21 protein-coding genes are annotated in these 26,466 nt (G+C 65.2%); 14 read left to right on the top strand and 7 right to left on the bottom strand.

Features of this window, described 5'->3' with window-relative positions; genetic code table 11:
• Positions 1 to 120 precede the first annotated feature (120 nt).
• The 5 genes from cobT to VRZ08_RS06035 all read left to right on the top strand — a co-directional run bounded on the left by cobT (position 121) and on the right by VRZ08_RS06035 (position 5,290).
• Positions 121 to 1,185 carry a nicotinate-nucleotide--dimethylbenzimidazole phosphoribosyltransferase gene (cobT, locus tag VRZ08_RS06015; protein WP_414531954.1) on the top strand — a complete coding sequence of 355 codons (1,065 nt, stop codon included), beginning with the start codon at positions 121 to 123 and terminating at the stop codon, positions 1,183 to 1,185.
• Positions 1,182 to 1,952, top strand: coding sequence for an adenosylcobinamide-GDP ribazoletransferase (locus tag VRZ08_RS06020; RefSeq protein WP_414531955.1), 771 nt, complete (start codon positions 1,182 to 1,184; stop codon positions 1,950 to 1,952). Before cobT ends, VRZ08_RS06020 begins: the two co-directional genes overlap by 4 nt.
• A gap of 86 nt (positions 1,953 to 2,038) precedes the next feature.
• Positions 2,039 to 3,613 carry a cobyric acid synthase gene (locus VRZ08_RS06025; protein ID WP_414531956.1) on the top strand — a complete coding sequence of 525 codons (1,575 nt, stop codon included), beginning with the start codon at positions 2,039 to 2,041 and terminating at the stop codon, positions 3,611 to 3,613.
• Between the two features lie 30 nt (positions 3,614 to 3,643).
• Positions 3,644 to 4,405: a precorrin-6A synthase (deacetylating) gene (gene cobF / locus VRZ08_RS06030; RefSeq protein ID WP_414531957.1), complete on the top strand. Its 762-nt coding sequence runs from the start codon at positions 3,644 to 3,646 to the stop codon at positions 4,403 to 4,405.
• A gap of 120 nt (positions 4,406 to 4,525) precedes the next feature.
• Positions 4,526 to 5,290 carry a type 1 glutamine amidotransferase gene (locus VRZ08_RS06035; protein ID WP_414531958.1) on the top strand — a complete coding sequence of 255 codons (765 nt, stop codon included), beginning with the start codon at positions 4,526 to 4,528 and terminating at the stop codon, positions 5,288 to 5,290.
• A gap of 4 nt (positions 5,291 to 5,294) precedes the next feature.
• Here the strand turns inward: VRZ08_RS06035 and VRZ08_RS06040 are convergent, their stop codons facing one another.
• Positions 5,295 to 6,944 carry an MFS transporter gene (locus VRZ08_RS06040; RefSeq protein WP_414531959.1) on the bottom strand — a complete coding sequence of 550 codons (1,650 nt, stop codon included), beginning with the start codon at positions 6,942 to 6,944 and terminating at the stop codon, positions 5,295 to 5,297.
• 338 nt (positions 6,945 to 7,282) lie between these two features.
• Between VRZ08_RS06040 and VRZ08_RS06045 the strand changes: the two genes are divergently transcribed.
• Genes VRZ08_RS06045 through VRZ08_RS06070 form a run of 6 tightly spaced genes read left to right on the top strand, consistent with a single transcriptional unit; the run spans position 7,283 to position 12,922 of the window.
• Entirely contained in the window at positions 7,283 to 7,933 is a 651-nt protein-coding gene (locus VRZ08_RS06045) for a hydrolase (RefSeq protein ID WP_107344066.1), read from the top strand.
• A 24-nt stretch (positions 7,934 to 7,957) separates the two neighbouring features.
• Positions 7,958 to 8,248: a XapX domain-containing protein gene (locus tag VRZ08_RS06050; RefSeq protein ID WP_164572664.1), complete on the top strand. Its 291-nt coding sequence runs from the start codon at positions 7,958 to 7,960 to the stop codon at positions 8,246 to 8,248.
• Positions 8,245 to 10,125, top strand: coding sequence for an amidohydrolase (locus VRZ08_RS06055; RefSeq protein WP_414531960.1), 1,881 nt, complete (start codon positions 8,245 to 8,247; stop codon positions 10,123 to 10,125). The genes VRZ08_RS06050 and VRZ08_RS06055 overlap by 4 nt, the downstream gene beginning before the upstream one ends.
• A 1-nt stretch (position 10,126) precedes the next feature.
• Entirely contained in the window at positions 10,127 to 10,552 is a 426-nt protein-coding gene (locus VRZ08_RS06060; protein WP_414531961.1) for a DoxX family protein, read from the top strand.
• A 19-nt stretch (positions 10,553 to 10,571) separates the two neighbouring features.
• The gene (locus VRZ08_RS06065; protein WP_414531962.1) at positions 10,572 to 11,492 is read left to right on the top strand and encodes a VOC family protein; all 921 of its coding nucleotides are present in this window, start codon (positions 10,572 to 10,574) and stop codon (positions 11,490 to 11,492) included.
• Positions 11,489 to 12,922: an alginate export family protein gene (locus tag VRZ08_RS06070; protein WP_414531963.1), complete on the top strand. Its 1,434-nt coding sequence runs from the start codon at positions 11,489 to 11,491 to the stop codon at positions 12,920 to 12,922. Before VRZ08_RS06065 ends, VRZ08_RS06070 begins: the two co-directional genes overlap by 4 nt.
• Positions 12,923 to 12,994: 72 nt before the next feature.
• On the opposite strand, the gene VRZ08_RS06075 is transcribed toward VRZ08_RS06070, so the two are convergent.
• The 5 genes from VRZ08_RS06075 to VRZ08_RS06095 form a co-directional block, all read right to left on the bottom strand.
• Positions 12,995 to 13,837: an alpha/beta fold hydrolase gene (locus tag VRZ08_RS06075; RefSeq protein ID WP_414531964.1), complete on the bottom strand. Its 843-nt coding sequence runs from the start codon at positions 13,835 to 13,837 to the stop codon at positions 12,995 to 12,997.
• Positions 13,838 to 14,050: 213 nt separating this feature from the next.
• Positions 14,051 to 14,749, bottom strand: a complete 699-nt coding sequence (locus tag VRZ08_RS06080) for an alpha/beta fold hydrolase (RefSeq protein ID WP_414531965.1) — start codon at positions 14,747 to 14,749, stop codon at positions 14,051 to 14,053.
• Positions 14,750 to 14,912: 163 nt separating this feature from the next.
• Entirely contained in the window at positions 14,913 to 20,051 is a 5,139-nt protein-coding gene (locus VRZ08_RS06085; protein ID WP_414531966.1) for an AAA family ATPase, read from the bottom strand.
• Positions 20,038 to 20,424, bottom strand: coding sequence for a response regulator transcription factor (locus VRZ08_RS06090; protein ID WP_414531967.1), 387 nt, complete (start codon positions 20,422 to 20,424; stop codon positions 20,038 to 20,040). Before VRZ08_RS06090 ends, VRZ08_RS06085 begins: the two co-directional genes overlap by 14 nt.
• A gap of 88 nt (positions 20,425 to 20,512) precedes the next feature.
• Entirely contained in the window at positions 20,513 to 21,145 is a 633-nt protein-coding gene (locus VRZ08_RS06095; protein ID WP_414531968.1) for a response regulator transcription factor, read from the bottom strand.
• A 271-nt stretch (positions 21,146 to 21,416) separates the two neighbouring features.
• On the opposite strand from VRZ08_RS06095, the gene VRZ08_RS06100 reads away from it, so the two are divergent.
• A complete protein-coding gene (locus VRZ08_RS06100) occupies positions 21,417 to 21,992 on the top strand; it encodes a helix-turn-helix domain-containing protein (protein ID WP_234820177.1) in 576 nt (191 codons plus the stop codon).
• 9 nt (positions 21,993 to 22,001) lie between these two features.
• Here VRZ08_RS06100 and VRZ08_RS06105 read toward each other — a convergent pair whose 3' ends face one another.
• Positions 22,002 to 23,927 (bottom strand): sigma 54-interacting transcriptional regulator, encoded by a 1,926-nt coding sequence (locus tag VRZ08_RS06105; RefSeq protein ID WP_414531969.1) that lies wholly within the window; start codon positions 23,925 to 23,927, stop codon positions 22,002 to 22,004.
• Positions 23,928 to 24,088: 161 nt separating this feature from the next.
• On the opposite strand from VRZ08_RS06105, the gene VRZ08_RS06110 reads away from it, so the two are divergent.
• Positions 24,089 to 25,477, top strand: a complete 1,389-nt coding sequence (locus VRZ08_RS06110; RefSeq protein WP_414531970.1) for a CmpA/NrtA family ABC transporter substrate-binding protein — start codon at positions 24,089 to 24,091, stop codon at positions 25,475 to 25,477.
• Between the two features lie 148 nt (positions 25,478 to 25,625).
• On the top strand, positions 25,626 to 26,465 hold the full coding sequence (gene ntrB, locus VRZ08_RS06115; protein ID WP_107355279.1) for a nitrate ABC transporter permease: 840 nt from the start codon (positions 25,626 to 25,628) through the stop codon (positions 26,463 to 26,465).
• The last annotated feature ends 1 nt before the right edge of the window (position 26,466 follow it).

The following is a 26,466-nucleotide window of genomic DNA, read 5'->3' on the forward strand; positions in this document are numbered from 1 at the left end:
ATCCCGTCGTCGCCCGAACGAACCGGCGCGCACAGCTTTGCTGTCGCCGCCACGATGGTCGTTCGACTGTCTTCACTGCCCGCCGTCGCGCCGGCAGCCTTCTTATTGCCGAGCTTTCCGATGCACGCGCCCTTGCTTGATCCACGGATCCTTTCCGTTTCGCCGGTCGATCCCGCCCATGAGTCCGAGCTGCGAGCCCGTCTCGACGGCAAGGCGAAGCCACCGGGCTCGCTGGGCCGGCTCGAAGAACTCGCCGTGCAGCTCGGGCTGATCTGGCATCCGGCACCCCCGCGGGCCGAGCGGGCATCGGTGTTCATCTTTGCAGGCGATCACGGTCTCGCCGCCGACCGGGTGTCGCCGTATCCAGCGAGCGTGACCCGCTCGATGGTCGAGGCATATCTGGCGGACTGCGCCGGCGTGAACGTTCTGGCGAAAGCGGTCGCGACCGAGGTGCGGATCGTCGACGGTGGCATCGATGCCGATATGCCGCCACATCCCAAGCTGATCGATCGCAAGATCCGGCGCGGCACCCGCAACGCCCGCCACGAACCGGCGATGACTCACCAGGAGGCCGCGCGTGCCATCACCGCGGCGGCCGATCTGGTGCGCGAGGATATCGCCGGCGGGCTCGACATCGTCGCGATTGGCGAGATGGGAATCGGTAATACCACTTCTGCTGCGCTGATCACCCATGCGCTGACGGGCGAGCCGATCTTTGATTGCGTCGGCCGCGGAGCCGGGATGGATGATGCCGGCGTCGCGCACAAGCGCGCCATCGTCGAACAGGCCGCGGCGCGGGCGCAGCCGACGGCGCCGCTCGACGTGCTCGCTGAGTTCGGCGGATTCGATATCGCGATGATGGCCGGCGCAGTGCTCGGCGCTGCGGCGTCGCGGCGGCCGGTGGTGATCGACGGCTTCATCGCCAGCGCGGCTGCGCTGCTCGCGGTGCGGCTGCAGCCCGCGGCGCGCGATTACTGCGTGTTCTCGCATCGCTCGGCCGAGCGCGGCCATCGCGTGCTGCTCGAAGCGATGCAGGCGACGCCGTATCTCGATCTCGGCTTGCGGCTCGGCGAGGGCACCGGTGCACTGATGACCGTGCCGCTGCTGCGCGCCGCCGCCGGTATCCTCAACGATCTCGCCGCGCTGTCGGACGTGCTGGCGGGTCGGCTTGGATCGCGCTCGTGAGCCGGCAGATCCAATCCCTGCTCAATGCCGTGCAGTTCATGACGCTGCTGCCGACGCCGCGCACCGCGCAGTTCGACGACGACTGGCTGTTGAGCGCATCGAAGTACTTTCCGCTGGTCGGCGCCGGGATCGGTCTTGTGTGCGGTGGCGTGCTGCTCGCAGGTTCGCTGATCTGGTCGGGTGTGGTGCCCGCGATGATGGCTGTGGCGGCGGGGGCAGCGCTGACCGGCGCGCTGCACGAGGACGGCATCGCCGACACAGCGGACGGCTTGTTTGGCGGCCGCACCCGCGAGCAGCGCCTGGCGCTGATCAAGGACAGCCGCCTCGGCCTCTATGGCGCGGTGGCGCTGGTCCTCAGTTTTGCAATCCGCGTCGCAGCGCTGGCGAGCCTGCCGCCGTGGCTCGGCGTCGCGACTCTGGTGGCCGGCTATAGTCTGGGGCGGACCGGCATCGTCGCGGCGATGTCGGCGCTGCCTTATGCCGGCGACGCAGCCACCGGCAAGCTGAGCTATCCGACGCGCGCGATCAGTTCGGCAGGCTGGTTCGGGCTGGCTGCGTTCAGCGTGCTCGGGGCGCTGTGGCTGGTCATGCTCAATCCGCTGGCGGCGATCGCGGGGCTTCTGGTCGCGGGTGTGTTCGGCTTGGCGGCCCCGTGGATCGCGCTCCGGCTGATCGGCGGCTATCGCGGCGATGTGCTCGGCGCCACCGAACAGATGATCCAGATCGGCCTGCTCCTCGGCGTCGTGGCGATGGCCGGCCATGGCTGAGTGATGCCGCGGCTGCCGATCACGTTCGACCGCAGGCGCGGGCGCCTGCGCTGCTTCCTCTCAACTCTATGCCATCGAGTGGTTTCATGACCGACGCCCATGTCGAGGAGCTCATCTCCCGGATCCAATTCACGCCGCGCGAGACCACTGGTCCGCGGCGCGCCCGCTCGCTGATGATCCAGGGCACCAGTTCGGACGTCGGCAAGAGCATGGTGGTCGCCGGGCTTTGCCGTGCCTTCGCCCGGCGCGGGCTGGTGGTGCGTCCGTTCAAGGCGCAGAACATGAGCAACAACGCCGCGGTCGCGTCCGACTCGGATCTGCCGCTCGGTCCGAACGGCGAACAAGTTCGAGGCGAGATCGGCCGCGCTCAGGCGCTGCAGGCCCGCGCCTGCGGCGTGGCGCCGTCGATTCACATAAACCCGGTGCTGCTGAAGCCGCAGTCCGAGATCGGCGCCCAGGTGGTGCTGCGCGGACGCGTGCTCGGCAACTGCCCGGCGCGAATCTATCACCACATGCGGCAGCGGCTGATTCCGGCGGTGGTCGACAGCTTCGAGCGGCTCGCTGCCGAGGCCGATCTGGTACTGGTCGAAGGCGCCGGCAGCGGCGCCGAGGTGTACTTGCGCGCCTCCGACATCACCAACATGCGGTTCGCCGAGGCGGCGGATCTGCCGGTCGTGTTCCTGTCGGATATCGATCGCGGCGGCACCATGGCGGCGCTGGTCGGCAGCTACGTGCTGCTGAGCGAGGGCGATCGGGCCCGAGTCGTCGGCTATTTGATCAACAAATTCCGCGGCGACTTCTCGCTGTTCGAGCCCGGCTGCAAAACGATCACGGCCGAGACCGGCTGGCCGTTCCTCGGCGTGCTGCGTTGGTTTCCCGGCGCCGACCGGCTGCCGGCCGAAGACTCGCTGGCGCTGGAGCGCGCCGCGGCGGCGAGCCGGGGCCGGCTCAAGATCGCGGTGCCGCGGCTGCAGCGCGTCGCCAATTTCGATGACCTTGATCCGTTGGTGGCGGAGCCCGACATCGATCTGCAGTGGATTCAGCCGGGATCGCCCATTCCGGCCGATGTCGACGTCGTGGTGCTGCCGGGTTCGAAGGCGACCCGCACCGAGCTCGATCTGATTCGGCGCGAGGGTTGGGATATCGACATTCACGCCCACGTCCGCCGCGGCGGCCGCGTTGTCGGGCTGTGTGCTGGCTTCCAGATGCTCGGCCAGGTGGTGCGCGATCCGCAAGGCATTGAAGGGCCCGCGGGCGAGACCGCCGGGCTTGGTTTGCTCGACATCGAGACCGAGATTTCTGGCGACAAGCGCCTGATCGAGATCGATGCGATCGATCGGCTCAGCGGGTGCCGCGTCGTTGGCTACGAGATGCATATGGGGCGGACCACCGGCCCGGGTCTGGCGCGGCCCTGGCTGAAGCTGGAGGAGGGAGGCACCGAGCGCGCCGAAGGCGCCGTCTCGGCGGACGGCCGCATCAGCGGCGGCTATCTGCACGGCATCTTCGGCGGCGATGCGTTCCGCTCTGCCTGGCTGGCGCAGATCGGTGCCGCGTCGTCCGGGCTCGATTTCGAGCGGCGGGTGGAGGAGACGCTGGACGCGCTCGCCGATCATTGCGAAAGCAATCTCGATCTCGATGCCTTGTTGGCGCTGGCGCGGTGAAGCGGCGTTCGCGGGCGGAATAGGACGACGATGCGGAAGATCTTGTTGATCGGAATCGGGCCGGGCGGTCCGAACTACCTGACCCTTCAGGCTGTCGAGGCGCTGAACCGCGCGACCGTGTTCTTCATTCCCGACAAGGGAGAAGAAAAGGCCGAGCTGCGCCTGGCGCGCGAGCAGATCTGCGAGCGCTTCATCAAGACGCCGGGCTACCGCTTCGTCACCATCGACATCCCCAAGCGTGAGGCGCAGCCGCAGGATTATCGCGCCACGGTGGACGATTGGCACGCCCAGATCGCCGACCGGTTTCAGCAGGCGATGACCGAGCAATTGCCGGAGGATGGTTGCGGCGCGTTTTTGGTGTGGGGCGATCCGTCGCTTTACGACAGCACGATCCGCATTCTCGACCGGCTGCGCGCGGGCGGCATGGCGATCGATTACGAGATCATTCCCGGCATCACCGCGGTGCAGGCGCTGACAGCGCGTCATGGCATCGCGCTGAATGGCATCGGCGAACCCGTCACGGTGACAACAGGGCGCAAGCTCGCCGACGCGGGGCGATGGTCGGGCGAGACAACGGTGGTGATGCTCGACGGCGAGGAGACTTTCGCCAAGATCGACGCCGAGGGGGCCGAAATCTTCTGGGGCGCGAACCTCGGCATGGACGATGAAGTCCTGGTAGCCGGCAAGCTCCCGGAGATTGCGCCCGAGATTCAGCGCGTCCGCCGGCAGGTACGCGCCGCCAAGGGCTGGGTGATGGACATCTATCTGCTCCGTAAAGCAGGGGAATCGTAGATTGGTACCGTCGCGCTTCGGCGGGCGCTGCTCATTTATCGCGCTTGCTCGATGCCAGCGTATCGGCCAAAACCGCGCCATCGGTGGCGCGCATCACGCGCCGATCTGAGCGGGGCCGACATGAACAGCATCGCGACCAGCCCGAACCGAAGCGGACTGCGCTTCCTGGTGTTTCAGCACGTCGATGTCGAGCATCCCGGCATCTTCCGCGAGTTCTGGCGCGAAGCGGGGATCGTGTGGGATGCAGTCGAGCTCGATGCAGGCGAACCGATCCCAGCGCTCGAGCCGTATGACGCTCTGATTGTGATGGGCGGCCCGCAAGACGTTTGGCAGGAAGACGAGCATCCCTGGCTGGTGCCGGAGAAGGCTGCGATCCGACGCTTCGTGCAGGATTTTGGCCGGCCGTATCTTGGCATCTGCCTCGGGCATCAGTTGCTTGCGGCTGCGCTCGGCGGCGAAGTCCGTCTGGGGAAAACTCCTGAGGTTGGTCCGGGCGAGGTGGAGCTGACCGCGGCCGGCGCAACCGATCCGTTGTTCGCCGGTCTTTCCAGCCCGCTGCAGACCTTCCAATGGCACGGGGCCGAAGTCGCGACGTTGCCGGCGGGCGGGGAAGTACTGGCGCGCAATGATGCTTGCGCGGTGCAAGCGTTCCGGTTTGGCCCTGCGGCTTACGGACTGCAGTATCACGTCGAGATCACCGACCGCACCGTGCCCGAATGGCAGCAAATTCCCGCCTATGCCGCTTCGCTCGAGACGGCGCTCGGGCGCGAGCGTGCCGCGAAGCTCGCCGACGAGACCACAGGGCTCTTGCCCGGTTTTGCGGAGGCGGCGCGCCGGCTCAACGACAACTTCCTGCAGATCGTGACGCGCGCAGCGGCGCGCTAAGCCATCACGACGTCTGCGGCGGATGCGCCGGCTGCCGTTTGATGTGCCCATGCGGCGCGGCGATCAGATGCGTCACTTTTGGTTCGGCATCAAACAAGCGGATCTGCTCCTGAAGCACCCGATCTGCATTGGTGACGCGCTCGTGCTGGCGGAGATGCTCCAGCCATGAAGCGACCTTGAAGGTTTCGACAAAGCGGCCGGGATCGGCCGCATCCTCGAACACGCCCCATTGATAGGCGCCGTCGCGCCGCCGCTGCCGGCTGAGATGCCGCACCGCGCTGAGAAACGCCTCGCGATGGCTCGGCGCAATTCGGTACTCGACCGTGATCAGCACCGGGCCCTGATCCGGTTCGGCATCGATGCTGACGATCGGAGTCGGCCAGTGCATCGAGGGTGACAGATCGACGTCAGCGCCAGCTTTGAGTTTCCATCGCCAAGTCACCACAATGCCGAGCACTGCGCCCGCCGCAGCCGCGAAATGTGCGATCGGCAGGCCGAACGACGAGGCGATCTGGCCCCACAGCGCACTGCCTGCGGTCATCGCGCCGAAGAACACGGTGACGAACATCGCCAGGCCGCGTCCGCGGACCCAATCCGGCAGCACGACCTGCACCGAGACGTTCAGGCTGGCCAGCACGGCGATCCACGAGACGCCGGCGAGCAGGCACGCGGCGACAGCGAGTTCGACCTGCCGGGCAAGGCCGAGCATCACCAGGCACAGCGCGGTGCCGAGCGTGCCGGCGGCGACCAGCCGGTCGGGGCCGAGTGCGGCCTTCAGCTTCGGCAGGATGAGCGCGCCGCCAATCGCGCCGGCGCCGACCGCGCCGAGCAGGATGCCGTACAGCTCCGGCCCGCCGGCGATCCGCGACCGCGCCACCAGCGGCAACAGCGCCCAATAGGCGCTGGCGAAGAAGAAGAACGCCACCGCACGCACCAGCGTCGCGCGCAGCTCGGTGTTGTGGCGGGCGTGACGGATGCCGGTGATCAGTGCTTCGATCAGTCGTTCCGGCGGTAGCGTGCCGCTGCGCGGATGAGCGGGGCGCCACCAGATCAGCGCGGCGATCACCGCAAGGTTGCTGACCGCATTGATCCAGAACGGCGCGGCGATGCCGAGACTACCGATTGCGATGCCGCCCAGCGCCGGGCCGATCGCGCGGCTGATGTTGATGCCGACGCCGTTGCTGGCGACCGCGGAGGCGAGGTCCTGCTTCGGCACCAGGTCCGGCACGATCGATTGAAACGCCGGTGCGGCAAAGGCGGCGCCGGCGCCGAGCAGGAAGGCGAACAGCAACAGCTGCGGCGGCGTCATCAGGCCAAACCACACCAGCGCGGCGCTGGCACTTGCAAACACGGTCAGGACGATCTGCACCACGATCAGAAACTTGCGCTTGTCGACGATATCGGCGAGCGCACCCGCCGGAACGGCAAACAGGAAGATCGGCAGGTTGGACGCGACTTGCACGAGCGCGACCTGCAGCGGGTCTGCTTCCAGGCTGGTCATCAGCCAGCCGGAGGCGGCATTGAACATCCAGGTGCCGACGTTGGACACCACCGTTGCCGTCCACACCACCGTGAAGGCGATGTGGTGAAAGGCTGCCCAGGATGAAGGGCGTGGCGGAGCCTTCGTCTGCTGGCCGCCTTCAACACTGCTCATCGGTCCTCGCTGGGTTGAAGGCGCCCGTGATCTGTCCGGCGCTGGTTGCCAAAGCGGAAATCTATCGCGGCGGCGCCAAACGGGATTGCAAGACCTTGCTGCGGTTTGAATGTTTGAGCGCCGCGTCAGGCGCGAGAGGATCGCTCGTCATCAGACCCAAAGCAGCGCGAGCTGTCCTGACTACATGAGTGCACCTGCGGTGAGATGTCGTCATCGGCGCGAGCAGGGCGCCGCGCGTTCGTGCAAGCGGCGACGGGTTCGTCCAAGCGATCTGGGCGCCGGGCAGGGCATGATTGCCCCCAGTTGCTTCAGCTCAGCCCCGAACTTGGAGAGTTCCGATGTCGAAACTGGATATGCTCACGCCCGACAACAGCGCGATCGCGCTGATCGATTATCAGCCCGCGATGTATCAGGGCGTGCAGTCGCACGACCGCCTTGTGGTCTTCAACAACATCCAGATCCTCGCCAAGGCGGCGAAGCTGTTCAAGATCCCGACGGTGCTGACCACGGTGGCCAAGGATTCGTTCTCCGGCCCGTTCATGCCGGAAGTCACCGAATTGTTTCCGAACCTCGACATCATCGATCGCACCTCGATGAATTCGTGGCTCGATCCGAACTTCCGTAAAGCCGTCGCCGCCACCGGCCGCAAGAAGTTCGTGATCGCCGGGCTGTGGACCGAAGCCTGCGTGATGTTCCCGACGCTCGACATGCTGAAGGAAGGCTACGAGATCTACATCCCGGCCGATGCCTGCGGCGATCTGTCGATGGAAGCGCACAACCGTTCGATGGAGCGGGCGATCCAGGCCGGCGCAGTGCCGATCACTTCCTGCCAGTACGCGTTCGAACTGCAGCAGGACTGGGCGCGCTCGGAAACCTATGAGGGCATGATGGACATCCTGCGGGCGCATTCGCCCTACGGCATCCAGATCCGCTTCTCCAAGTGGGCGCTCGGCGAACACGCCTCCGAGGGCGGCACCAAGGCCGCTTGATCTGGCCGGCGCGGGGAGAGCACGATGAAAGTGTATCTGCTGTCGCTCGGTGCCGGCCTGTTGGTTGGCATCATCTACAGCTTGCTCAACGTGCGCTCGCCCGCGCCGCCGCTGGTGGCGCTGATCGGACTGCTTGGCATTCTTGCCGGCGAGCAGATCGTGCCGGTGGCACGCCAGATCATCTCCGGCCACAGCCTCGCGGCCGCGTGGCGCGACGCCAGGTGTACGCCGCACATCTTCGGCATGCTGCCGGGGCGCCGCGCCGCTGAGACGTCCTCAACTTCCGAACCGCACCAGATGGAGAAGCACTCATGAGCACCGCGCCCGATATCATCCTGCATCGCGGCCTGTTCACGACGCTGGACCGGAGCAACCCGACCGCCAGTGCGGTGGCAATCTCCGGCGGGCGGTTCAGGGCGGTCGGGCACGACCGCGATGTCTTGCCGCTCGCTGGTCCCTCGACCCGCGTGATCGATCTGAAGGGCCGGCGGGTGCTGCCCGGTCTGATCGACAACCATCTGCACATCATCCGTGGCGGCCTGAACTTCAACATGGAGCTGCGCTGGGACGGCGTTCGTTCGCTCGCCGATGCGATGGGCATGTTGAAGCGCCAAGTCGCGATCACGCCGCCGCCGCAATGGGTGCGCGTGGTCGGTGGCTTTACCGAGCACCAGTTCGCCGAAAAGCGGCTGCCAACGATCGACGAACTCAACGCGGTGGCGCCGGACACCCCGGTGTTCCTGCTGCATCTCTATGACCGCGCGATCCTCAACGGCGCGGCGCTGCGCGCGGTCGGCTACACTAAGGATACGCCGGAGCCGCCCGGCGGCGAGATCACCCGCGATGCCAACGGAAATCCCACGGGTCTGCTACTCGCCAAGCCGAATGCCAACATCCTCTACGCGACGCTGGCGAAGGGGCCGAAGCTGCCGTTCGACTATCAGGTCAATTCCACCCGCCACTTCATGCGCGAACTGAACCGGCTTGGCGTCACCGGTGCGATCGACGCCGGCGGCGGTTTCCAGAATTATCCCGACGATTACGCGGTGATCCAGAAGCTCGACGAGGAGGGGTTGCTGACGATCCGGCTCGCCTACAATCTGTTTACGCAGAAGCCGAAGGGCGAGAAGGACGACTTCCTCAACTGGACCAAGACCTCCAAATACAAGCAGGGCAACGACTACTTTCGGCACAACGGTGCCGGCGAAATGCTGGTGTTCTCGGCCGCCGACTTCGAGGATTTCCGCGTACCACGCCCCGACATGCCGCCGGAGATGGAAGGCGAGCTCGAAGAGGTGGTGCGCATCCTGGTACAGAACAAATGGCCGTGGCGTCTGCACGCGACCTATGACGAGACGATCTCGCGCGCGCTCGACGTGTTCGAGAAGGTGAACCAGGACACGCCGCTCGACGGCCTGCACTGGTTCTTCGATCATGCCGAAACGATTTCGGACCGCTCGATCGACCGGATCGCAGCGCTCGGCGGCGGCATCGCCGTGCAGCACCGGATGGCGTATCAGGGCGAGTACTTCGTCGAGCGCTACGGCTTCGGCGCCGCGGAGGCGACCCCGCCGGTGAAGCGCATTCTCGACAGCGGCGTCAAGGTCTCCGCCGGCACCGATGCGACCCGGGTCGCGTCGTACAATCCGTGGGTGTCGCTGTCCTGGCTGGTGACCGGCCGCACCGTCGGCGGCCTTCGGATCACGCCGCAGCGGAACTGCCTCGACCGCGAGACCGCGCTGCGGATGTGGACCGAGAACGTCACCTGGTTCTCCAACGAGGAAGGCAACAAGGGGCGAATCGCCGTCGGCCAGCTCGCCGACGTGGTGGTGCCCGACCGCGACTACTTCTCCTGCAGCGAAGCCGAGATCGCGGATACGACCGCACTGCTGACGATGGTCGGCGGCAAGGTGGTGTATGGCGCCGCCGAGTTCGCCGGTCACGACGACAGCGCGCCGCCGCCGGCGATGCCGGACTGGTCGCCGGTGCGCCGGTTCGGCGGCTATGCGGCCTGGGCGGACGATGAAAGTGCGGCCGGCAAGGTCGCGGTACAGGCGATGACGTCGTGCGGCTGCGCCAACAGCTGCACGCTGCATGGTCACGATCACGCCACCGCGTGGTCGAGCAAGCTGCCGGTCTCCGATCTGAAGAGCTTCTGGGGCGCGCTGGGCTGCGCTTGCTGGGCGGTGTGAGGTGAGGCCGGCTGACGAGCCGAGGTGGGCGGCGACGATCCTGTCGTCGCCGCTGCTGTGGCACGCCGCGCGCTTGGCGCTGGTGTCGGCCTATCTGCTCGGCGGCGTGGTGAAGCTGTTCGACTTCGCCGGGGCTGTGGCCGAGCAGGAGAGGTTCGGCCTGCATCCCGGCTGGCTGTGGGCATCGCTCGCCATCATCGTTGAATTGGGTGGCTCGCTCCTGGTGCTCGCCGATCGGCTGGTCTGGTTTGGTGCCGGCGCGCTTGGCGTCCTGACCTTCGTGGCGATGCTGACGGCGAATGCGTTCTGGTCCGCGCCTGCAGCGGATCGTGGGATGCAGGCAAACGCCTTCTTTGAACATCTCGGACTGATCGCCGGCTTCGTGCTGGTGGCGATGCTATCCGACCAACGGCGATCGACGTCCTGATATTGGCGAGGAGACTTCCGTGAAACAGATCTCGAAACCCCTTCTGTTGCTGGCGATCGCCGCCGCGCTGAGTTCGCCGGTGGCAGCGAAGGAAGCGCGCCACGCCAACCCATCGGTTGCGGTCGCGCCGCAATACGACACCACACATGTCTATGTGGCACCCGAGGACGTCGATAAATTCGTGGCGAGCTTTCTCGCCACCTTCGGCGGCAAGAGCACCAAGCAGGTGGTCGCAACCGTGACGCCGACGCCGAGCAGCACCACCTCGCAGTTGCTGCAGACCCCGGTGGGCACGGTGTCGTTGTTCGGGTTCAAGACACCGATCCCTTACCCGTTCGGCGCTGAGCGCAACGGCTATCTGGTCAGCGATATCGATGTGGCGATCAGGCAGGCGCGCGCAGCGGGCGCGTCCGTGATCGTGTCGACCTTCCCGGATCCGATCGGACGCGACGCGGTGGTGCAGTGGCCCGGCGGGGTCAACATGCAGCTGTACTGGCATACGACCAAGCCGGACTATGCCGCGTTCACTTCGGTCCCGGAGAACCGGGTGTATGTCGCGGCCGATCGGGCCGAGGCGTTCGTGCGCAGCCTCGTGAAGTTCTCGCACGGCCGGGTCGTGTCCGACAGCAGCGTCGCATCCGGCGCCGAGGTGGGCAAGCCCGACGCCAAGATCAAGCGAATCCGGATCGAATCCGGATTCGGCAAGATGACCGTGTTCGTCACCGACGGACATTTGCCGTATCCTTACGGCCACGAGACCACGGGCTATGAAGTCGCCGATCTGGAGGCGACGATGGCCAAGGCGAAGGAAGCGGGCGTGACGGTGCTGGTGCCGCCTTATTCGTTCGAGGACCGCAAGGCCGCGATGCTGCAATTCCCCGGTGGCTACGTGGCCGAGATCCACGCCGCGGCGCAGCGGCGCGCGGCGGCGGCCGAGTGACGGCGGCCGGCGGAGAGCGCGGGGAAGTTCGGCGTGCTGCGCGCGTCCGCTCGGCGCTGCTGGCCTCCGTCGCGCTCATCGCCTTCGGCGGTCTCGCCCGCGCGGCCGACGATGCGCCGGCGCGGCCGGCGATCCAGTCCAACCGCTGGGCCGAGGATTGGTCGGTGCTGGCCGATCCGAAGCTGCGGACCGAGCCGTTGGATTCCCTCAAATACGTGCCGCTGTGGGTGTCTGATCCGAAGAGCTATGTGTCGTTCGGTGCCAATCTGCGCGAGCGGTTCGAGTTCAACGACGCCCCGGCGTTCGGCACAGGCGGCAATGCCCGCGACAGTTATGTCATCCAGCGTCTGCAGGTCCACGCCGATGTGCATTTCGATGCCTATTGGCGGGCGTTCGTCCAGCTCGAGGATGATCGGGCGTTCGACAAGCTGAATGTCACCTCGGTCGATCAGGATCGGGTCGACCTGCGGCTGGCGTTTCTCGAATACACCAAGCAGTTCTCCGGCGGGCTGCTCAAAGCCCGGGTCGGCCGGCAGGACTTCGCCTTCGACCTGCAGCGTTTCGTGTCGTCGCGCGACGGCCCCAACGTGCGGCAATCGTTCGACGCTGTGTGGGCCGACTGGGAGACCGGCACCTGGCGGTTCATCGGCTTCGTCAGCCGGCCGGTGCAGTATTTCGACGATCGGCCGTTCGACGATCGCTCGTCGGATCAGTTCCGTTTCAGTACGCTCCGCATCGAACGTAAGGTGCTCGGCGACAACGAGCTCTCAGGCTATTACTCGCTGTATGAACGTGCCGGCGGGCGCTATCTCGATGCCTTCGGTGATGAGCGCCGGCACATCTTCGACGTCCGCTTTGCCGGCAAGCAAGGCCCGCTCGATTGGGACCTCGAGGCGATGGGGCAGACCGGGCAAGTAGGCGCCTCGGCGGCGCGGGCCTGGGCGGTGGGAGCCCGCGCGGGCTACACGCTGGCGGCCGCCTGGCAGCCGCGGCTCGGGCTGCAGTTCGATGCGGCGTCTGGTGACGACCGGCCGAACGACGGCGTCGTCGGCACCTTCAATCCGCTGTTCCCGAACGGCTATTACTTCACGCTGGCCGGCTTCACCGGCTATGCGAACCTCGTGCATCTCAAGCCGTCGATCACCGTGTCGCCGGCGAACCGGCTGAAGCTGATGGCGGCGGTCGGCCTGCAATGGCGCGCCACGACGGCGGACGCGATCTACGTTCAGCCGAGTGTGCCGGTGGCCGGCACTGCAGGGGCCGGCAGCGCGTGGACCGGCGCCTACGGCCAGCTCCGCCTCGACTACGCCTTCGACGCGCATCTCACCGGCGCGATTGAAGCAGTGCATTTCGAGGTCGGCGACACCATCCGCACCGCCGGCGGCCGCAGCAGCGATTATCTCGGCGCGCAGTTGCAATACGGTTGGTAGGAGCCAGGTAAAACGCAACGGCCCGGCGCGACGACGTGTCGGGCCGGACCGCTGCTTGGTTGCCGCGGGGCCTTATTCCTTGACGAACGCCAGCAGGTCGGCATTGAGCACGTCGGCATGGGTGGTGAGCATGCCGTGCGGATACCCCGGATAGGTCTTCAGCTTGCCGTTCTTCAGCAGCTTGACCGAAAGCTTGGCGGAGTCCTCGATCGGCACGATCTGATCGTCCTCGCCGTGCAGCACCAGTGTCGGGACGGTGATGGCCTTCAGATCGTCGGTCTGGTCGGTCTCGGAGAACGCCTTGATGCCGTCATAGTGGGCCTTGGCGCTACCCATCATGCCCTGGCGCCACCAGTTGTTGACCACGCCCGGCATCGTCTTCGCATCAGGTCGGTTGAAGCCGTAGAACGGCCCGGCCGGGACATCGAGGAAGAATTGCGCGCGATTGCCGGCGAGCGCCTTGCGGAAGCCGTCGAACACTTCGATCGGCAGGCCGCCGGGGTTCTTCTCGGTTTTCAGCATCAGCGGCGCCACGGCAGAGACCAGCACGGCCTTGGCGACGCGGCCCTGCGGCTCACCGAACTTGGCGACGTAACGCGCCACTTCACCGCCGCCGGTCGAGTGACCGATATGCACGGCCTTCTTCAGGTCGAGATGCTCGGCGACTGCGGATGCGTCGGCCGCGTAGTGATCCATGTCGTGGCCGGTGTCGACTTGAGACGAGCGGCCATGACCGCGGCGATCATGAGCGACCACGCGATAACCGTTGGCCAGGAAGAACAGCATCTGTGCGTCCCAATCGTCGGACGACAGCGGCCAGCCGTGATGAAACACGATCGGCTGGGCCTGTTTCGGGCCCCAATCCTTGTAGAAGATATCGACGCCGTCCTTGGTCTTGACGAATCCGCTGCTCATTCCGTGGTCTCCTTGTGAAGGTCGCTGAGGGTGGGCCGGCTGTGCGATGACGGTGCTGGGAAGAAGAGCGACGCAGGCGGCACCCACGATTGCGTCACGCCGGGTGATGTGGAGAGCGCTGGGCTGCAGCGCTCGTGATGGTCCCGGCACATTGTCGTGATCAGGAGTGCTCATCGGAGGTCTCCAGGTTGAGGGGCGTGGCAGCGTATGGACTTAGCCCGCCACTGTGCGGACGGCGTCGAGGATCACGTCAGCGACGGCCTGCGGCTGCGACAAAATGGACAGATGGCTCGCCTTCAGCTCAATGGTCTTGGCCTTCAGGCGGACGGCGAGTTCGCGTTCGAGCTCGACGCTGACGATGCGGTCGTCGGTCGAGACGATGTACCAGTTCGGCCGGGTCTCCCACGCCGCCTTGGTGATCCTGTCGGCGAAGGTGGTGGTCGGCAGCGGCGGCTGCAGCACCGCCAGCACGCGCGCTTCATCCTCCGGAAGGTCCTGCGCGACGTCGTGGACCCAGCCTGCTTCGCTGAGCTTGAGATGGCCTTGGCCGTCATCGACGATCTGGCTCAGGCCCGGCGGCGACGGATGCGAGCCAACCAGATCGCCGACGGATTCGCCGACCTTCGGCGGCAGGGCCGCGACGAACACCAGGGCTTTGACCTTCGGGTCGTTGCCGGCCTGGGTAATCACAGCGCCGCCCCAGCTATGGCCCACCAGCACGACGTCGCCGTGAATGCTGTCGAGCACGATCCTGGTGGCTTCGACGTCCGCGGCGAGGGATGTGGTCGGATTTTGCACCGCGACCACCGGGATGCCCTGGCTGAGGAGATAAGGGATCACGAGCCGCCAGCTCGAACCATCGGCCCAGGCGCCATGCACCAGCACCACTGTGGGAGAGGACGAATCGGGCATTGCGTGACTCCTCATTGAGACCGTATCTCGGCGACCTTGATCTAAGGCGTATGCGCCGGCGGCTCTTGTCGGTTCGCACGAGAACTTGGATGTTCGGATGATGGACGCGCGGCGTCGTCCGGCAGCCATTTGCTGCGGCGAGAGCAAACCGTGCCAACCGGACTTAAGCTGATCGGGGGAGCGTGAACTGAAAACGCGCGCCATGCGGTTTCAGCGAGGTGGCGAGCAGCCGGCCGCCATGGGCTTCGACGATCGATTTGCTGATCGAAAGGCCCATCCCCATGCCTTGCGGCTTGGTCGTCACTAGCGCTTCGAACAACTGATCAATCCGGTCCTCATCGAAACCGAGACCATTATCCGTGACGCTGACCGTGACGCTGCCCGGATCGCTGGTGTCGCTGGCGACCGTCAGCACTCGGCGGCCTTCGATCGTCGCCATCGACTCGATTGCATTCATCGCGAGGTTGAGCAGCACCTGCTGGAGCTGAACTCTGTTGCCGAGCACGACCGCGTCACCACCACCGAGCCGAAACTCGAGATGAATGCTGTGATGGCGCAGCTCGCTCTGGATGATGGATAAAATCTCCCGGGCCACGTCATTGATGTCGAGCGGAGCCATCTGCGGGGACGCTTTCACCGCCAGTCCGCGGATGGTCTGAACCACGTCGGCGGCACGACGGCCGTTTTCGATCACACGGCTCGCCGCGTTCTTGGCCTCGGCGATCGACGGCTGTTCGTTGTTGAGCCAGCGCAGGCAGACGTCGGCATTTGTGATGATCGCGGTGAGGGGCTGGTTGATTTCATGAGCTATCGAGATCACCAGTTCGCCGATGGCAGTCAGGCGCGACATCCGCATCAATTCGGACTGCGATTTTTGCAGCGCGTCGACCAGCGCATCCTTCTCTTCCAGGAAAGCGTTCTTCAGCGACATCGCCGCCTGCGAGGACAGCAGCTTGAGCACCGACAGTTTGCCGGGCGTGAACACGCCGGCGGCGAGATTGTTCTCCAGAAAGATGATACCGATCAGCTTGCTGCGCTTCATCAGCGGGAGGCACAGGACTGATCGCGCCTTCAGCCGGGCCACATAAGGGTCATCAGCAAACCGGCTGATAAGAGCGTCGTCGATCGTGATGGCCTCGCCGGTGCGGGCGACGAAGTTGACGATCGATCGAGGCAGTTCGTCTGTCGATGCGATGTCGTCGCGCAGCACGACCTCGATCCCCGCCTCGGCGGTCCTGGCTTCGGCCCGGATCGACAGTTCGTCGTCCTGTGGCAGGATCAGCAGGCCTCGCTGCGCGCCCGCGTGCTCGAGCACCAAGGTCATCAGGGTTTCCATCAGCCTCGGCACACCGGATTCGTTGGAGACCGCCTCGGAGGTGCGCAGCACGGCGGCGAGATCGAAGCTCTCGGCGATGCTTGAAGGAACCTGAGCCGATGCGGAAAGCGCGGCGACGACGTCCGGATACAGGCGATCGATCTGGGCGGCCTTGGCGAACGCCCCCCATTGCTGATAGCCGTCGCGCGCCTTGGCGAGATGGGCGTGGTAGGCGGTGTCGAGTCCCTGCTGCCGGCAGAAGCATGCGGCCAGTTCGTGGGCGATGGCTTCGACCTGCGAGACCCGGCCGCGGTGCGACGACGAGATCGCCTGCTGATATAGCCGCAGCGCTTCGAATGGGCGGTGCTGCAGCCGCGCGATTTCGGCTTCCAGCAGCGCTCGCGCTCCTTTGTAGTTCTCGGGGTTATGGATTTCCCAGGTGGCCATTTGCCGATGTGCTTCGGCCAGCAGTTCGGCGAGTTCGGCATACGGCGCGGGCGGCGCAGGCGAGTCCATGTTGGCGGCGCTGATCACGCCGACATAGAAATAGTAGATCGAATATTCGTGGTGGCCGACGGTGCTCCACAGCAGCGGTTGAGCCTTGCGCAGCGCTGCGAATGCCGCAACGTAATCACCGGCGAAATACAGCGCCTGCATCTTGCGGATCCAGAACCAGCACAACGCGATGTCCAGGCTACGGTTCGCCGCCAGCTCGCGGGCGAATTGCTCTTCGTCGAAGCCCTCATTGCTGAGCGAGCCCAATGCTGCGGTCTCGCCGCGCAGCGATCGCAGGAACTGCAGCTGCGTGGTGATGATGTGGACAATGAGGCCGAACTTCGCCCGCTTCATCAGCGCAAGCCGGGCGGAGGCCTCGACTTCGACTTCGTCGAGCGGATCGCCGGCCGACAGCCGGTTGGTGATCAGGGTGCACGACGAGAAGCCCGCATAGGTCAGATCGCCGGTCTCGTTGGCCTCCTCGAAAGCGCGCCGCAGATAGGGCTGCGCCTCGTGCAGGGGGCGAGCCCAAGGCAACACATGGGCGCCATAGGTCAGGTGGACGCGCGCCTTGTATTGGCCGAAGCCGCGGGTTTCGACCAGGCGTAGCCCGAGGTCGCCAAATTGGAGAGCGGCGGCGTAGTCGCCGAAGCAGGGGCCGACGACCATGCCGAGATACGCATAGGCGAGGGCGGAAGCATCCGTATTGCCGTGCTGAATGCTGAGATTGGCCATCCGGCACAGCAGCAGGCATACGAGATTGAGATCGGTAAAGAACGCAGGCGCCAGCGCCGCCGTCATCACCGACAGCGCTGCCGATCGAGGACGGTCGCTCGAAATCGGAAGATCGAGCAGGGAGTCGATACTGCGGCCGCCGAGGCGCTGGGTCAGCAGTTGATATTCGGCGCTCGCCTCCTGGCGGTCCGGATGCCGCGACCAGACGATGCCGACGTCGCGCAAATAGGCGAGACACGCCTCGATCGCGAGATCGCTGCGATCCATCGCGGTATAGAGCGTGATCTGCAGCGCGACCACGGCAGCAATCGCGATTTCGCCACGTGCCTTGGTGACGAGATAGCGCAACCGCTGCTCTGCTTCGGTCAGGGCGCCGGTCAGAAACTCGCATTCGGCGAGCTGATATTCGACGTCGTAGGCTAGATCGGGCTGCTCGGCCCATCGATTTTCGCCGAGCAGGGTGAGCGCTGCCGCGAGGTAGACCCGCGCCGAACTGTAGGCGATCGCCTTCTTGGCGGCGCGGCCAGCGTTCAGATTGTAGCCGGCGGCCAGCACCATCTCCGAGCGGGACGACAGCAGGGACGCCCCGAGATTGTAGTGATTGGCGATGCTGAACAAGGCGTCGGACGAGCTCGGAACTGAATTGGCAAGGTGTCTGGCGATCGCCAGATGCTCGGCCGGCAAATTCGAAGGATCGATCAGCCGATAGGCGGCTTCGCGCACGCGGTCATGCACGAACCGGTAATCGTTCTCGGTACGCAGCAGCAGTTCGTTGGCGACGAGGTCCTGCAGCGCGCTGTGGACTTCCTTCACGGTGATGTCGCGGAGCTGCGCCAGCAGGCAGGCTTCAGCGTTCATACCGAGAGCGGAGAACGTCTGCAGCACGTCTCGGGTGCGGGACGGGAGCCGGTGGAGCTTGCGGCTCATTAGATCGACAACGTTGTCGGTGAAGCCCTTCTGGTCGATTAGATCGATGTTCCAGATCCACTCGTGATGCAGCAGATGGAAGCTCACGAGCTGCTCGTCGACCAGGGACGAAAAGAACTGAATCGCGAAGAATGGATTGCCGCCCGTCTTGCGATGGATCAGTTCTGCTAGCGGGACGACATGGTCAGCCTCGGCGCGCAGCACGTCGGCGACCAGCGCGCAGATGTCGTCTGCGCTGAGCGAAGCGAGGCGGATCTCCTCGATATGCGACACGCTGCGCCGGATCTCCGCCAGCGCGCATGAGAGCGGATGGCTGTCGTCCACTTCATTATCGCGGTAGGCACCGACGACGAGAAGATGACGGGTGTCGATGTTCTGCGCGAGCCGTACCAGAAATTCGGAGGTCGCCTTGTCGAGCCATTGCAGGTCGTCGAGGAACAGCACCAGCGGATGCTCGGCACGTGCGATCGCGGCGAGGAGGCGGGCCAGCACAGCTTCGAACAGGCTCTTGCTCTCCTGCGGCGGCAACTCCGGCAGCGGCGGCTGATCGCCGATCACCAAGGCGAGGTCTGGGACCAGATTGACCATCAGCTCGCCGTGCTCGCCGACCGCGTCCTGCAGCGTGATGCGCCAATGGTCGAGCATCGCGGAGTCGAGGCCGAGGATCTGGCGCACCAGGGAGCGAAAGGCTTGGGCCAGGGTGGCGAATGGGATGTCGCGCTTGTACTGATCAAACTTGCCGGCGATGAACCAGCCATTGGTCGGCGCAAGGCTCTTGCGCAGTTCGTTGACCACCGATGATTTGCCGGCGCCGGAATATCCCGAGATCAGGACCCATTCGGTGGTGCCGGTCGAGGCGGCGCGATGATAGGCGGACAGGATCGCGTTGATCTCGGCCTCGCGGCCGTACAGCTTCTCCGGCATTCGTACGATGCCGGCGGCGTCGTGCTCGGTCAGACGGACGCCGGCCGTTGTGCCGTTGGTCTCCCACGCCGCGAGGCAGGCTCGCAGATCGCGCTCGACGGCGAGCGCGGTCTGATAGCGGTCATCGGCGGATTTTTCGAGCAGCCGAAATGCAATCCGTTCGATCGCGATGGTGGCCGCGGAAGCGTTCGGCAGCGGGTTCGGTCTGCGGGCGATGTGATAGTGGATCCACTGGCCCGGGCTGGAGGCGAAGAACGGTAGGCTGCCCGAGGCCAGCATCTGGTAGAGCAGAATGCCGAAGACATAGAGATCGCTCCGCGCATCGATCGAGCGATTGAGCCGCCCGGTTTGTTCCGGCGACATGTAGGTCGGCGATCCGATCTCACTCCCAGCGAGATCGGGACGTTCGCGGTTGAGCCGCGATGCGCAGGCGAGACATGTCAACCAAACCCGATCGGATGGGTTGATCCAGACCGCGGCCGGATTCAGATTGCGGTGGATCAGGCCTTGGCCGTGAATGTGTCCGAGCGCCTGCGCGATGCCGATGCCCCAACGTAACAGCCGTGCCACCGGCAGCGGCTGCCCAAGCTTCTCGGACAAAGGCTGGGCGTCGTGGTCATCGATGATCAGCGCGGCGCGGCCGTCGATCGTCACCAGTTCGCGCGGGCGGAGGACGTAATCAGCATCGAGGTCGCGGGTGAGGGCGAATTCACGGGCGAGCTGCTGCGCCGCTGGCGGATCGTCGAGATCGGCCATCACCACCAGGCTCGGCGGAGCCATGCTGTCGGCTTGACGCCGAAAGACGCTCAAGCCGCCTTCGCGCCGCATCAACTCCATCGGGGCGTCGATCTGTTTCACGGCACCGATCCAGTTGTGGCGCTCGGCCTGCCAATCAGGCTCGGCCATCAGGGCCGGATGCCAGCGCGCGCTGAATGCAGTGTACCAGAGTTTCGGCGTCGAAAGGCTTGCTCAGGAATCCGATCGCGCCGAGGGCGCGGGCTCTCGTCTCGATCCGCTCGTCCGGGAACGCGGTGATGTAGATCACCGGCGGCGCACCACCTTCGGCGGTCAGACGGGCATGGAGGTCGACGCCGCTGACTTCGGTCATCTGTACGTCGGTGATCAGGCAAGAGGTGGTCGAGCGGGCGTCCGAGGCCAGGAATTGCTGTGCCGATGCAAAACCGCGCGCCGTGTGTCCGAGCGAGCGGATCAATCCTTCGATGGCGATCCGGACATTTTCGTCGTCGTCTATCACCGTAACGATCTTGCCGATGGTCATTTCTGCCATCCTCAAGAGTGATGCAGCACGAGCCGACGTCGAGGGACTCTGGGGCACCCGTTCCTGCAATATAAGTCATACGATGGTTTTACGTTGCTTCCCCAGCGTGCGGCGCGAGAACTTCGGCCATTCGCACCAGATCGGCGAGTGATCGGGCGCCCATCTTCTTCATCACGCGGCCGCGATGAATCTTCACGGTGATTTCGCTCAGTCCGAGATCGGCGGCGACGTTCTTGTTCATCGATCCTGCTGAAACCATTTCGAAGATCTGTTTCTCGCGGGGGGTTAGAGCGTCGAAGCGTTGGGCGATCTCGTTGCGCTTGCGTTCGGATTCTCGCCGACGCCGATCGAGCTCGATAGCGGCGGATACTGCGTCCAACATCTCCTGATCGCGGAACGGCTTGGTTAGGAAGTCAACGGCACCGGCCTTCATCCCGCGCACCGTCATCGGCACATCGCCGTAGCCGGTCATGAAGATGATTGGGATCCGGACTTCCAGACGGGACAGCATGTCCTGCAGGTCCAGCCCGCTGGTGCCGGGCAGGCGGACATCGAGGATCAGGCAGTTGGCATCGGACGGAACACCGGTCGTCAGCAGATCCTGCGCCGATCCGAACAGCGCCACCCGATGCCCCACAGACCTGAACAGGCCTTCCAGCGCTTCTCTGATGCCGGCGTCGTCATCGACGACCACGATCAGGGGACTGGGGAGGGAAGCCATGAAAGGGGTCTGCGTCCTCTGCGATTCCGCACCGCCGAAATCTAATCAAGCTTCGGCGGACAATCCAGTTTTCAGCGTCGACGACGGCTTGGGCGGCGGCTGAAGGCGGCCGGCTACTCGGTTTCGTGCCGAAAGCGCAATGTAAACCTTGGTTTGCTCTCGGCGAAACCAATGCAGCACCGCAGCGCACCTTGGTCCGACTTCAGCGTGTCGCCGAATTGTCCTTCAATCAGCGGCAATGACAGCGAGCACCGCACCCAGAGCCGAAGCCATGTCCCGGTTAGCCAGCCCAAGCGAGGCCTTTGCGTGTCTGGCGGAGATGCTGCAGGAGGCATCCGACGCTGTCGAGGACGATCCGTTCGCCGCTCGGACATGCCTGGCCCGGGCCACGATGCTGCTGCGCGAGGTCCAGGCCCGTCATGCGCCCGAGGCGTCCGTGGAACGTCCCGATCAGGCGCAGGCACTGGGGCTGGCGCGCTGGCAGCTCAATCGGGTGCTGCTGCATGTCGATCAGCATCTCGGAGAGAGCCTGCTGATCCGCGATCTGGCGCAACTGATCGGTCTTAGCCCCGGCCATTTTGCCCGCGCGTTTCGCCGCAGCACCGGTGTGGCGCCGCGCGGTTTCGTGCTCGAGCGCCGGGTCGCACGCGCCAAGCAACTGATGCGGACGACGGATCTCCCGCTTTCGGAGATCGCGCTTGCCTGCGGATTGAGCGATCAGGCACATCTATCGCGCATCTTCCGCCGCTACACCGGGAATACGCCGAACGCCTGGCGCCGCGAATGGCACGACCGGCCCAGCTCCGCCGGGCGGCGCGACAACGAGCCTCGGGTGGCGTCGCTGTAGTCGATGCTGTCACGCCTGGGCGCGCGGCGAGGCGATGCCCAGCGCTTTGATCCGCGACGCCAGCGTGGTTGGCTTCATGTCGAGCATGGCCGCCGCGCCGTCGTCGCCGAACACCTTGCCTTTGCAGGCGCGCAGCGCCGCGATGATGTTGTCGCGCTCCAAACTGCGGAGATCGGCCGCGGTCATCACCGCGGGGCGGGCGTCCAGCTTCTGACGGCCGCTGGCGGCCGAGGCATGGCCGCTGGCCGTTTCCGGCAGGTCGAGCCGCAGCCTGCCGTTCTGCGCCAGAATGGTAGCTCGTTCGATCACGTTTTGCAGTTCGCGGACGTTGCCGGGCCAGTCGTAGCGCATCAGGCGGCGGACATCGCCTTGCGACAGCCGCAGCTCGGCTTTCAGTTCGCGTGCTTCATTGGCGAGGAAGTGCTGCGCCAGCAGCGGAATGTCCTCGCGGCGATTGCGCAGCGGCACCGACTCGATCGGAAACACGCTGAGCCGGAAATACAGGTCCTCGCGGAAGTGGCCGCGCTGCACCTCCCGCTTCAGGTCGCGATTGGTCGCGGCGATCAGGCGGACGTCGACGTTGCGGGTGCGCTCCTCGCCGACGCGCTCGAAATTCCCTTCCTGCAGCACGCGCAGCAGTTTGCTCTGCAGCTCCAGCGGAATCTCGCCGACCTCGTCGAGGAACAGGGTGCCGCCGTCGGCCAGCTCGAACCGGCCGATGCGATCGCGCACCGCGCCGGTGAAGGCGCCGCGGGCGTGCCCGAAGAACTCGCTCTCGAAGAGTTCACGCGGGATTGCGGCGCAGTTGACCCTGATCAGCGGCCGATCACGGCGCGTGCTGGCTTCGTGGATCGCGCGCGCGATCAGTTCCTTGCCGGTGCCGGATTCGCCGGTGATCAGCACGGTGGCGGCAGTGGGTGCGACCAGCTTGACCTGGCGCAGCGTTGTCTGAATCGCCTCGCTCTGCCCGATGATGCCGCGCGGATTGGTCTCGATCCGGATTTCTTCTTGCAGATAATCATTTTCGAGCTGCAGCCGCTCGCGCAGGCGGTCGACTTCGGCCAGCGCGGCGTGCAGCTTTTCGTCGGCCTCGTGGCGCTGGCTGACGTCGCGAAACACCACCACCGCGCCGACCACGCCGCCGCTGCGGTCGTGGATCGGCGTCGAAGTGTACTCCACCCAGACCGGCGTTCCGTCCTTGTGCCAGAACACCTCGCCGTCGACGGTGTGCACCGCGCCGTCACGAAACGCCGCATAAATCGGGCATTGCTGGCCGGGATAGTGCCGTCCGTCATGATGGCTGTGATGAACCATGGCGTGCATCTCTTTGCCGACCAGCTCTTCGGCCGACCAGCCCAGCATCCGCTCCGCGGCCGGATTGACGAAGGTGGTCTTTCCCTCGGCGTTGACGCCGTAGATGCCTTCGCCCGCCGCCCGCAGGATGAGCTGGTTCTCGCGCTCGATGTCCTGAAACACCCGCTCGACCCGCTGCCACGCCGGCAATCCATCGCGCATGTAGTCGTCGGCGACGGCGTCGACATAGCGTCGCCGGCGCTGCTCAAGATCGCTCATCGTCAAGAGCAGCAGCGAGCGGCCGCGATACGGCAGCAGCTTGCCGGCGTATTCCAATCGAAGCTGCGTGCCGTCAGCATGCACCGGCGTCAGCGCGTGAGTCCAATAGGTGCCCTTCGCGAACACGGCCTGGGTAAACACCACGAGCGCCGGGAGCTGCGCACCGTGCAGCGCGCTGAATCGGGTCTGCAGCAGAACGTCACGGTCGTGGCCGAGCAGGGCACTGGCGGCGCCGTTGGCATCGACGATCTGGTCGAGCGTCGGGTCGACCAGCAGCACGGCCTCGACCGCGCTGTCGAACACGGCGGCGCGCAGCGGCAAATCGATCGTGGCGGCGAGCGAAGAGGGCGACGAGAGGTCCATTGGACACTCCGAATTTTCGTAACTCGACTACGAGATCCCGTATATTACGAGATTTCGTATTCAGCAATCTGCGGAAACCGCCCATATCGTCGCATCTGGCGGCCATCCGGTGTTTGGCACACTCCTTGCGATCAGGACCTCGACGTCACGCAGGAGGTCCCATGTCTACGTTCGACAATCCGTTCGATCCCAATCGCTGGCTGCACACCACGGGTTGTAGTTGTGGTCGTCATGCTACCGAAGCCGAGCATGCTGCCGAGCAGGCCGCTGCGCTACAGAGCGCCGTGACGCAGGGCGAGGAGAAACGGTTCGAAGGCGTTGTCGCGTCCGCGGTGATGCGCGCAATGTTTCCGCAGGATGCCTCGCGGCGCGCCTTTCTGAAGTCGGTCGGTGCCGCTACCGCGCTCGCCGCGGTGTCGCAGTTCTTCCCGCTGCAGACCGCGACCGACGTGTTCGCCTCGGGCGGCCCGCTAGAAAAGACCGACCTCAAGGTCGGCTTCATTCCGATCACCTGCGCCACGCCGATCATCATGGCGCATCCGATGGGCTTCTATGCGAAGTACGGCCTCAACGTCGAAGTCATCAAGACCGCCGGCTGGGCCGTGATCCGCGACAAGACGCTGAACAAGGAATACGACGCGGCCCACATGCTGTCGCCGATGCCGCTGGCGATCACGATGGGCGTCGGCTCAAATCCGATCCCGTACACCATGCCGGCGGTCGAGAACATCAACGGCCAGGCGATCACCCTGGCGATGAAGCACAAGGATCGCCGTAATCCGAAGGATTGGAAGGGCTTCAAATTCGCCGTTCCGTTCGACTATTCGATGCACAATTACCTGCTGCGCTACTATCTGGCCGAACATGGTCTCGACCCCGACGTCGACGTCCAGATCCGCGCCGTGCCGCCGCCGGAGATGGTCGCCAACCTGCGCGCCGACAATATCGACGGCTATCTCGCTCCCGATCCCATGAACCAGCGCGCGGTCTATGACGGCGTCGGCTTCATCCACATCCTGACCAAGGAAATCTGGGACGGCCACCCGTGCTGCGCCTTCGCCGCATCGAAAGAATTCGTCACCACGATGCCGAACACCTACGGCGCGCTCCTCAAGTCGATCATCGAGGCGACCGCCTTCGCGCATAAGCCGGAGAACCGCAAGGAAATCGCGCAGGCGATCTCGCCGGCCAACTATCTGAACCAGCCGGCGATCGTGCTGGAGCAGATCCTCACCGGCACTTATGCGGATGGCCTCGGCAACGTCGTCAAGCAGCCGAACCGGATCGATTTCGATCCGTTCCCGTGGCAGTCGTTTGCGATCTGGATCATGACCCAGATGAAGCGCTGGGGGCAGATCAAGGGCGACGTCGACTACAAGACGATTGCCGAGCAGGTCTATCTCGCGACCGACACGGCGAAGCTGATGAAGGAGGCCGGTCTCGCGGCGCCCGACACCACCTCGCGGTCGTTCTCGGTGATGGGCAAGCCGTTCGACGGCTCCAACCCGGATCAGTATCTCGCCAGCTTCAAGATCAAGAAGGCCTCGTAAGGGACGGGGCTGGCGGCGGCGTGTTTGGATCTCCACCGCTGCCGGACCGCGGCTCCCAAGCGACGAGCGTCGCAACAGCGCCGCCGGTGGCTCCCGCAAGCCGCAGCCACCGGCCTCCAGGTCCCGCACTGACACGACGGGTGATGTCATGACCAAATCACTACGCCTCCGCGCAGCGGTGGTCTCGCTGCTGCTGTTTGGCGGCTTCATCGCCGCCTGGCATCTGGCAACGCGCGGCAGCGGCGAGGTCGCCAAGATGAGTCCGGAATATGCGGCGCTGATGGGCGCCACGGCGACGCAGGGCAAATCGGCGATGCCAGGGCCGTTCGAGGTCGGCGCCAAGCTGTGGGAGCACATCAAGCGTCCGTTCTACGACAACGGCCCGAACGACAAGGGGCTCGGCATTCAGCTCGGCTATTCGATTGCGCGGGTGATGACCGGCTATCTGTTGGCCGTGGCTGTCGCAATCCCGCTCGGCTTTCTGATCGGCATGTCACCGCTGATGAACAAGGCACTCGATCCGTTCATCCAGGTGCTGAAGCCGATTTCGCCGCTCGCCTGGATGCCGCTGGCGCTCTACACCATTAAGGACTCCAGCCTGTCGGCGATTTTCGTGATCTTCATCTGCTCGGTGTGGCCGATGCTGCTGAACACGGCGTTCGGTGTCGCCTCAGTCCGCAAGGAGTGGATCAACGTCGCCCGCACGCTCGAAGTCGGCACCGTTCGCCGGGCTTTCACGGTGATCCTGCCGGCCGCGGCGCCGACCATTCTCACCGGCATGCGGATTTCGATCGGCATCGCCTGGCTGGTGATCGTCGCCGCCGAGATGCTCGTCGGCGGAACCGGTATCGGTTATTTCGTCTGGAACGAATGGAATAACCTGTCGATCGTCAACGTCATCATCGCGATCCTGCTGATCGGCGTGGTCGGGATGCTGCTCGACCAGGTGCTGGCGCGGTTCACCCGCATGGTCACGTTTCCGGAGTGAG

The sequence above is a fragment of the Rhodopseudomonas sp. G2_2311 genome (assembly GCF_047501505.1).
Classification (GTDB): domain Bacteria; phylum Pseudomonadota; class Alphaproteobacteria; order Rhizobiales; family Xanthobacteraceae; genus Rhodopseudomonas; species Rhodopseudomonas palustris_H.

Bases quoted from the DNA above. Each gene is read 5' to 3' on its own strand.
- cobT (WP_414531954.1), top strand. From the start codon at position 121: ATGCACGCGCCCTTGCTTGATCCACGGATCCTTTCCGTTTCGCCGGTC.
- VRZ08_RS06025 (WP_414531956.1), top strand. From the start codon at position 2,039: ATGACCGACGCCCATGTCGAGGAGCTCATCTCCCGGATCCAATTCACG.
- cobF (WP_414531957.1), top strand. From the start codon at position 3,644: ATGCGGAAGATCTTGTTGATCGGAATCGGGCCGGGCGGTCCGAACTAC.
- VRZ08_RS06035 (WP_414531958.1), top strand. From the start codon at position 4,526: ATGAACAGCATCGCGACCAGCCCGAACCGAAGCGGACTGCGCTTCCTG.
- VRZ08_RS06040 (WP_414531959.1), bottom strand. From the start codon at position 6,944: ATGAGCAGTGTTGAAGGCGGCCAGCAGACGAAGGCTCCGCCACGCCCT.
- VRZ08_RS06045 (WP_107344066.1), top strand. From the start codon at position 7,283: ATGTCGAAACTGGATATGCTCACGCCCGACAACAGCGCGATCGCGCTG.
- VRZ08_RS06050 (WP_164572664.1), top strand. From the start codon at position 7,958: ATGAAAGTGTATCTGCTGTCGCTCGGTGCCGGCCTGTTGGTTGGCATC.
- VRZ08_RS06055 (WP_414531960.1), top strand. From the start codon at position 8,245: ATGAGCACCGCGCCCGATATCATCCTGCATCGCGGCCTGTTCACGACG.
- VRZ08_RS06075 (WP_414531964.1), bottom strand. From the start codon at position 13,837: ATGAGCAGCGGATTCGTCAAGACCAAGGACGGCGTCGATATCTTCTAC.
- VRZ08_RS06080 (WP_414531965.1), bottom strand. From the start codon at position 14,749: ATGCCCGATTCGTCCTCTCCCACAGTGGTGCTGGTGCATGGCGCCTGG.
- VRZ08_RS06085 (WP_414531966.1), bottom strand. From the start codon at position 20,051: ATGGCCGAGCCTGATTGGCAGGCCGAGCGCCACAACTGGATCGGTGCC.
- VRZ08_RS06090 (WP_414531967.1), bottom strand. From the start codon at position 20,424: ATGACCATCGGCAAGATCGTTACGGTGATAGACGACGACGAAAATGTC.
- VRZ08_RS06095 (WP_414531968.1), bottom strand. From the start codon at position 21,145: ATGGCTTCCCTCCCCAGTCCCCTGATCGTGGTCGTCGATGACGACGCC.
- VRZ08_RS06100 (WP_234820177.1), top strand. From the start codon at position 21,417: ATGTCCCGGTTAGCCAGCCCAAGCGAGGCCTTTGCGTGTCTGGCGGAG.
- VRZ08_RS06105 (WP_414531969.1), bottom strand. From the start codon at position 23,927: ATGGACCTCTCGTCGCCCTCTTCGCTCGCCGCCACGATCGATTTGCCG.
- VRZ08_RS06110 (WP_414531970.1), top strand. From the start codon at position 24,089: ATGTCTACGTTCGACAATCCGTTCGATCCCAATCGCTGGCTGCACACC.
- ntrB (WP_107355279.1), top strand. From the start codon at position 25,626: ATGACCAAATCACTACGCCTCCGCGCAGCGGTGGTCTCGCTGCTGCTG.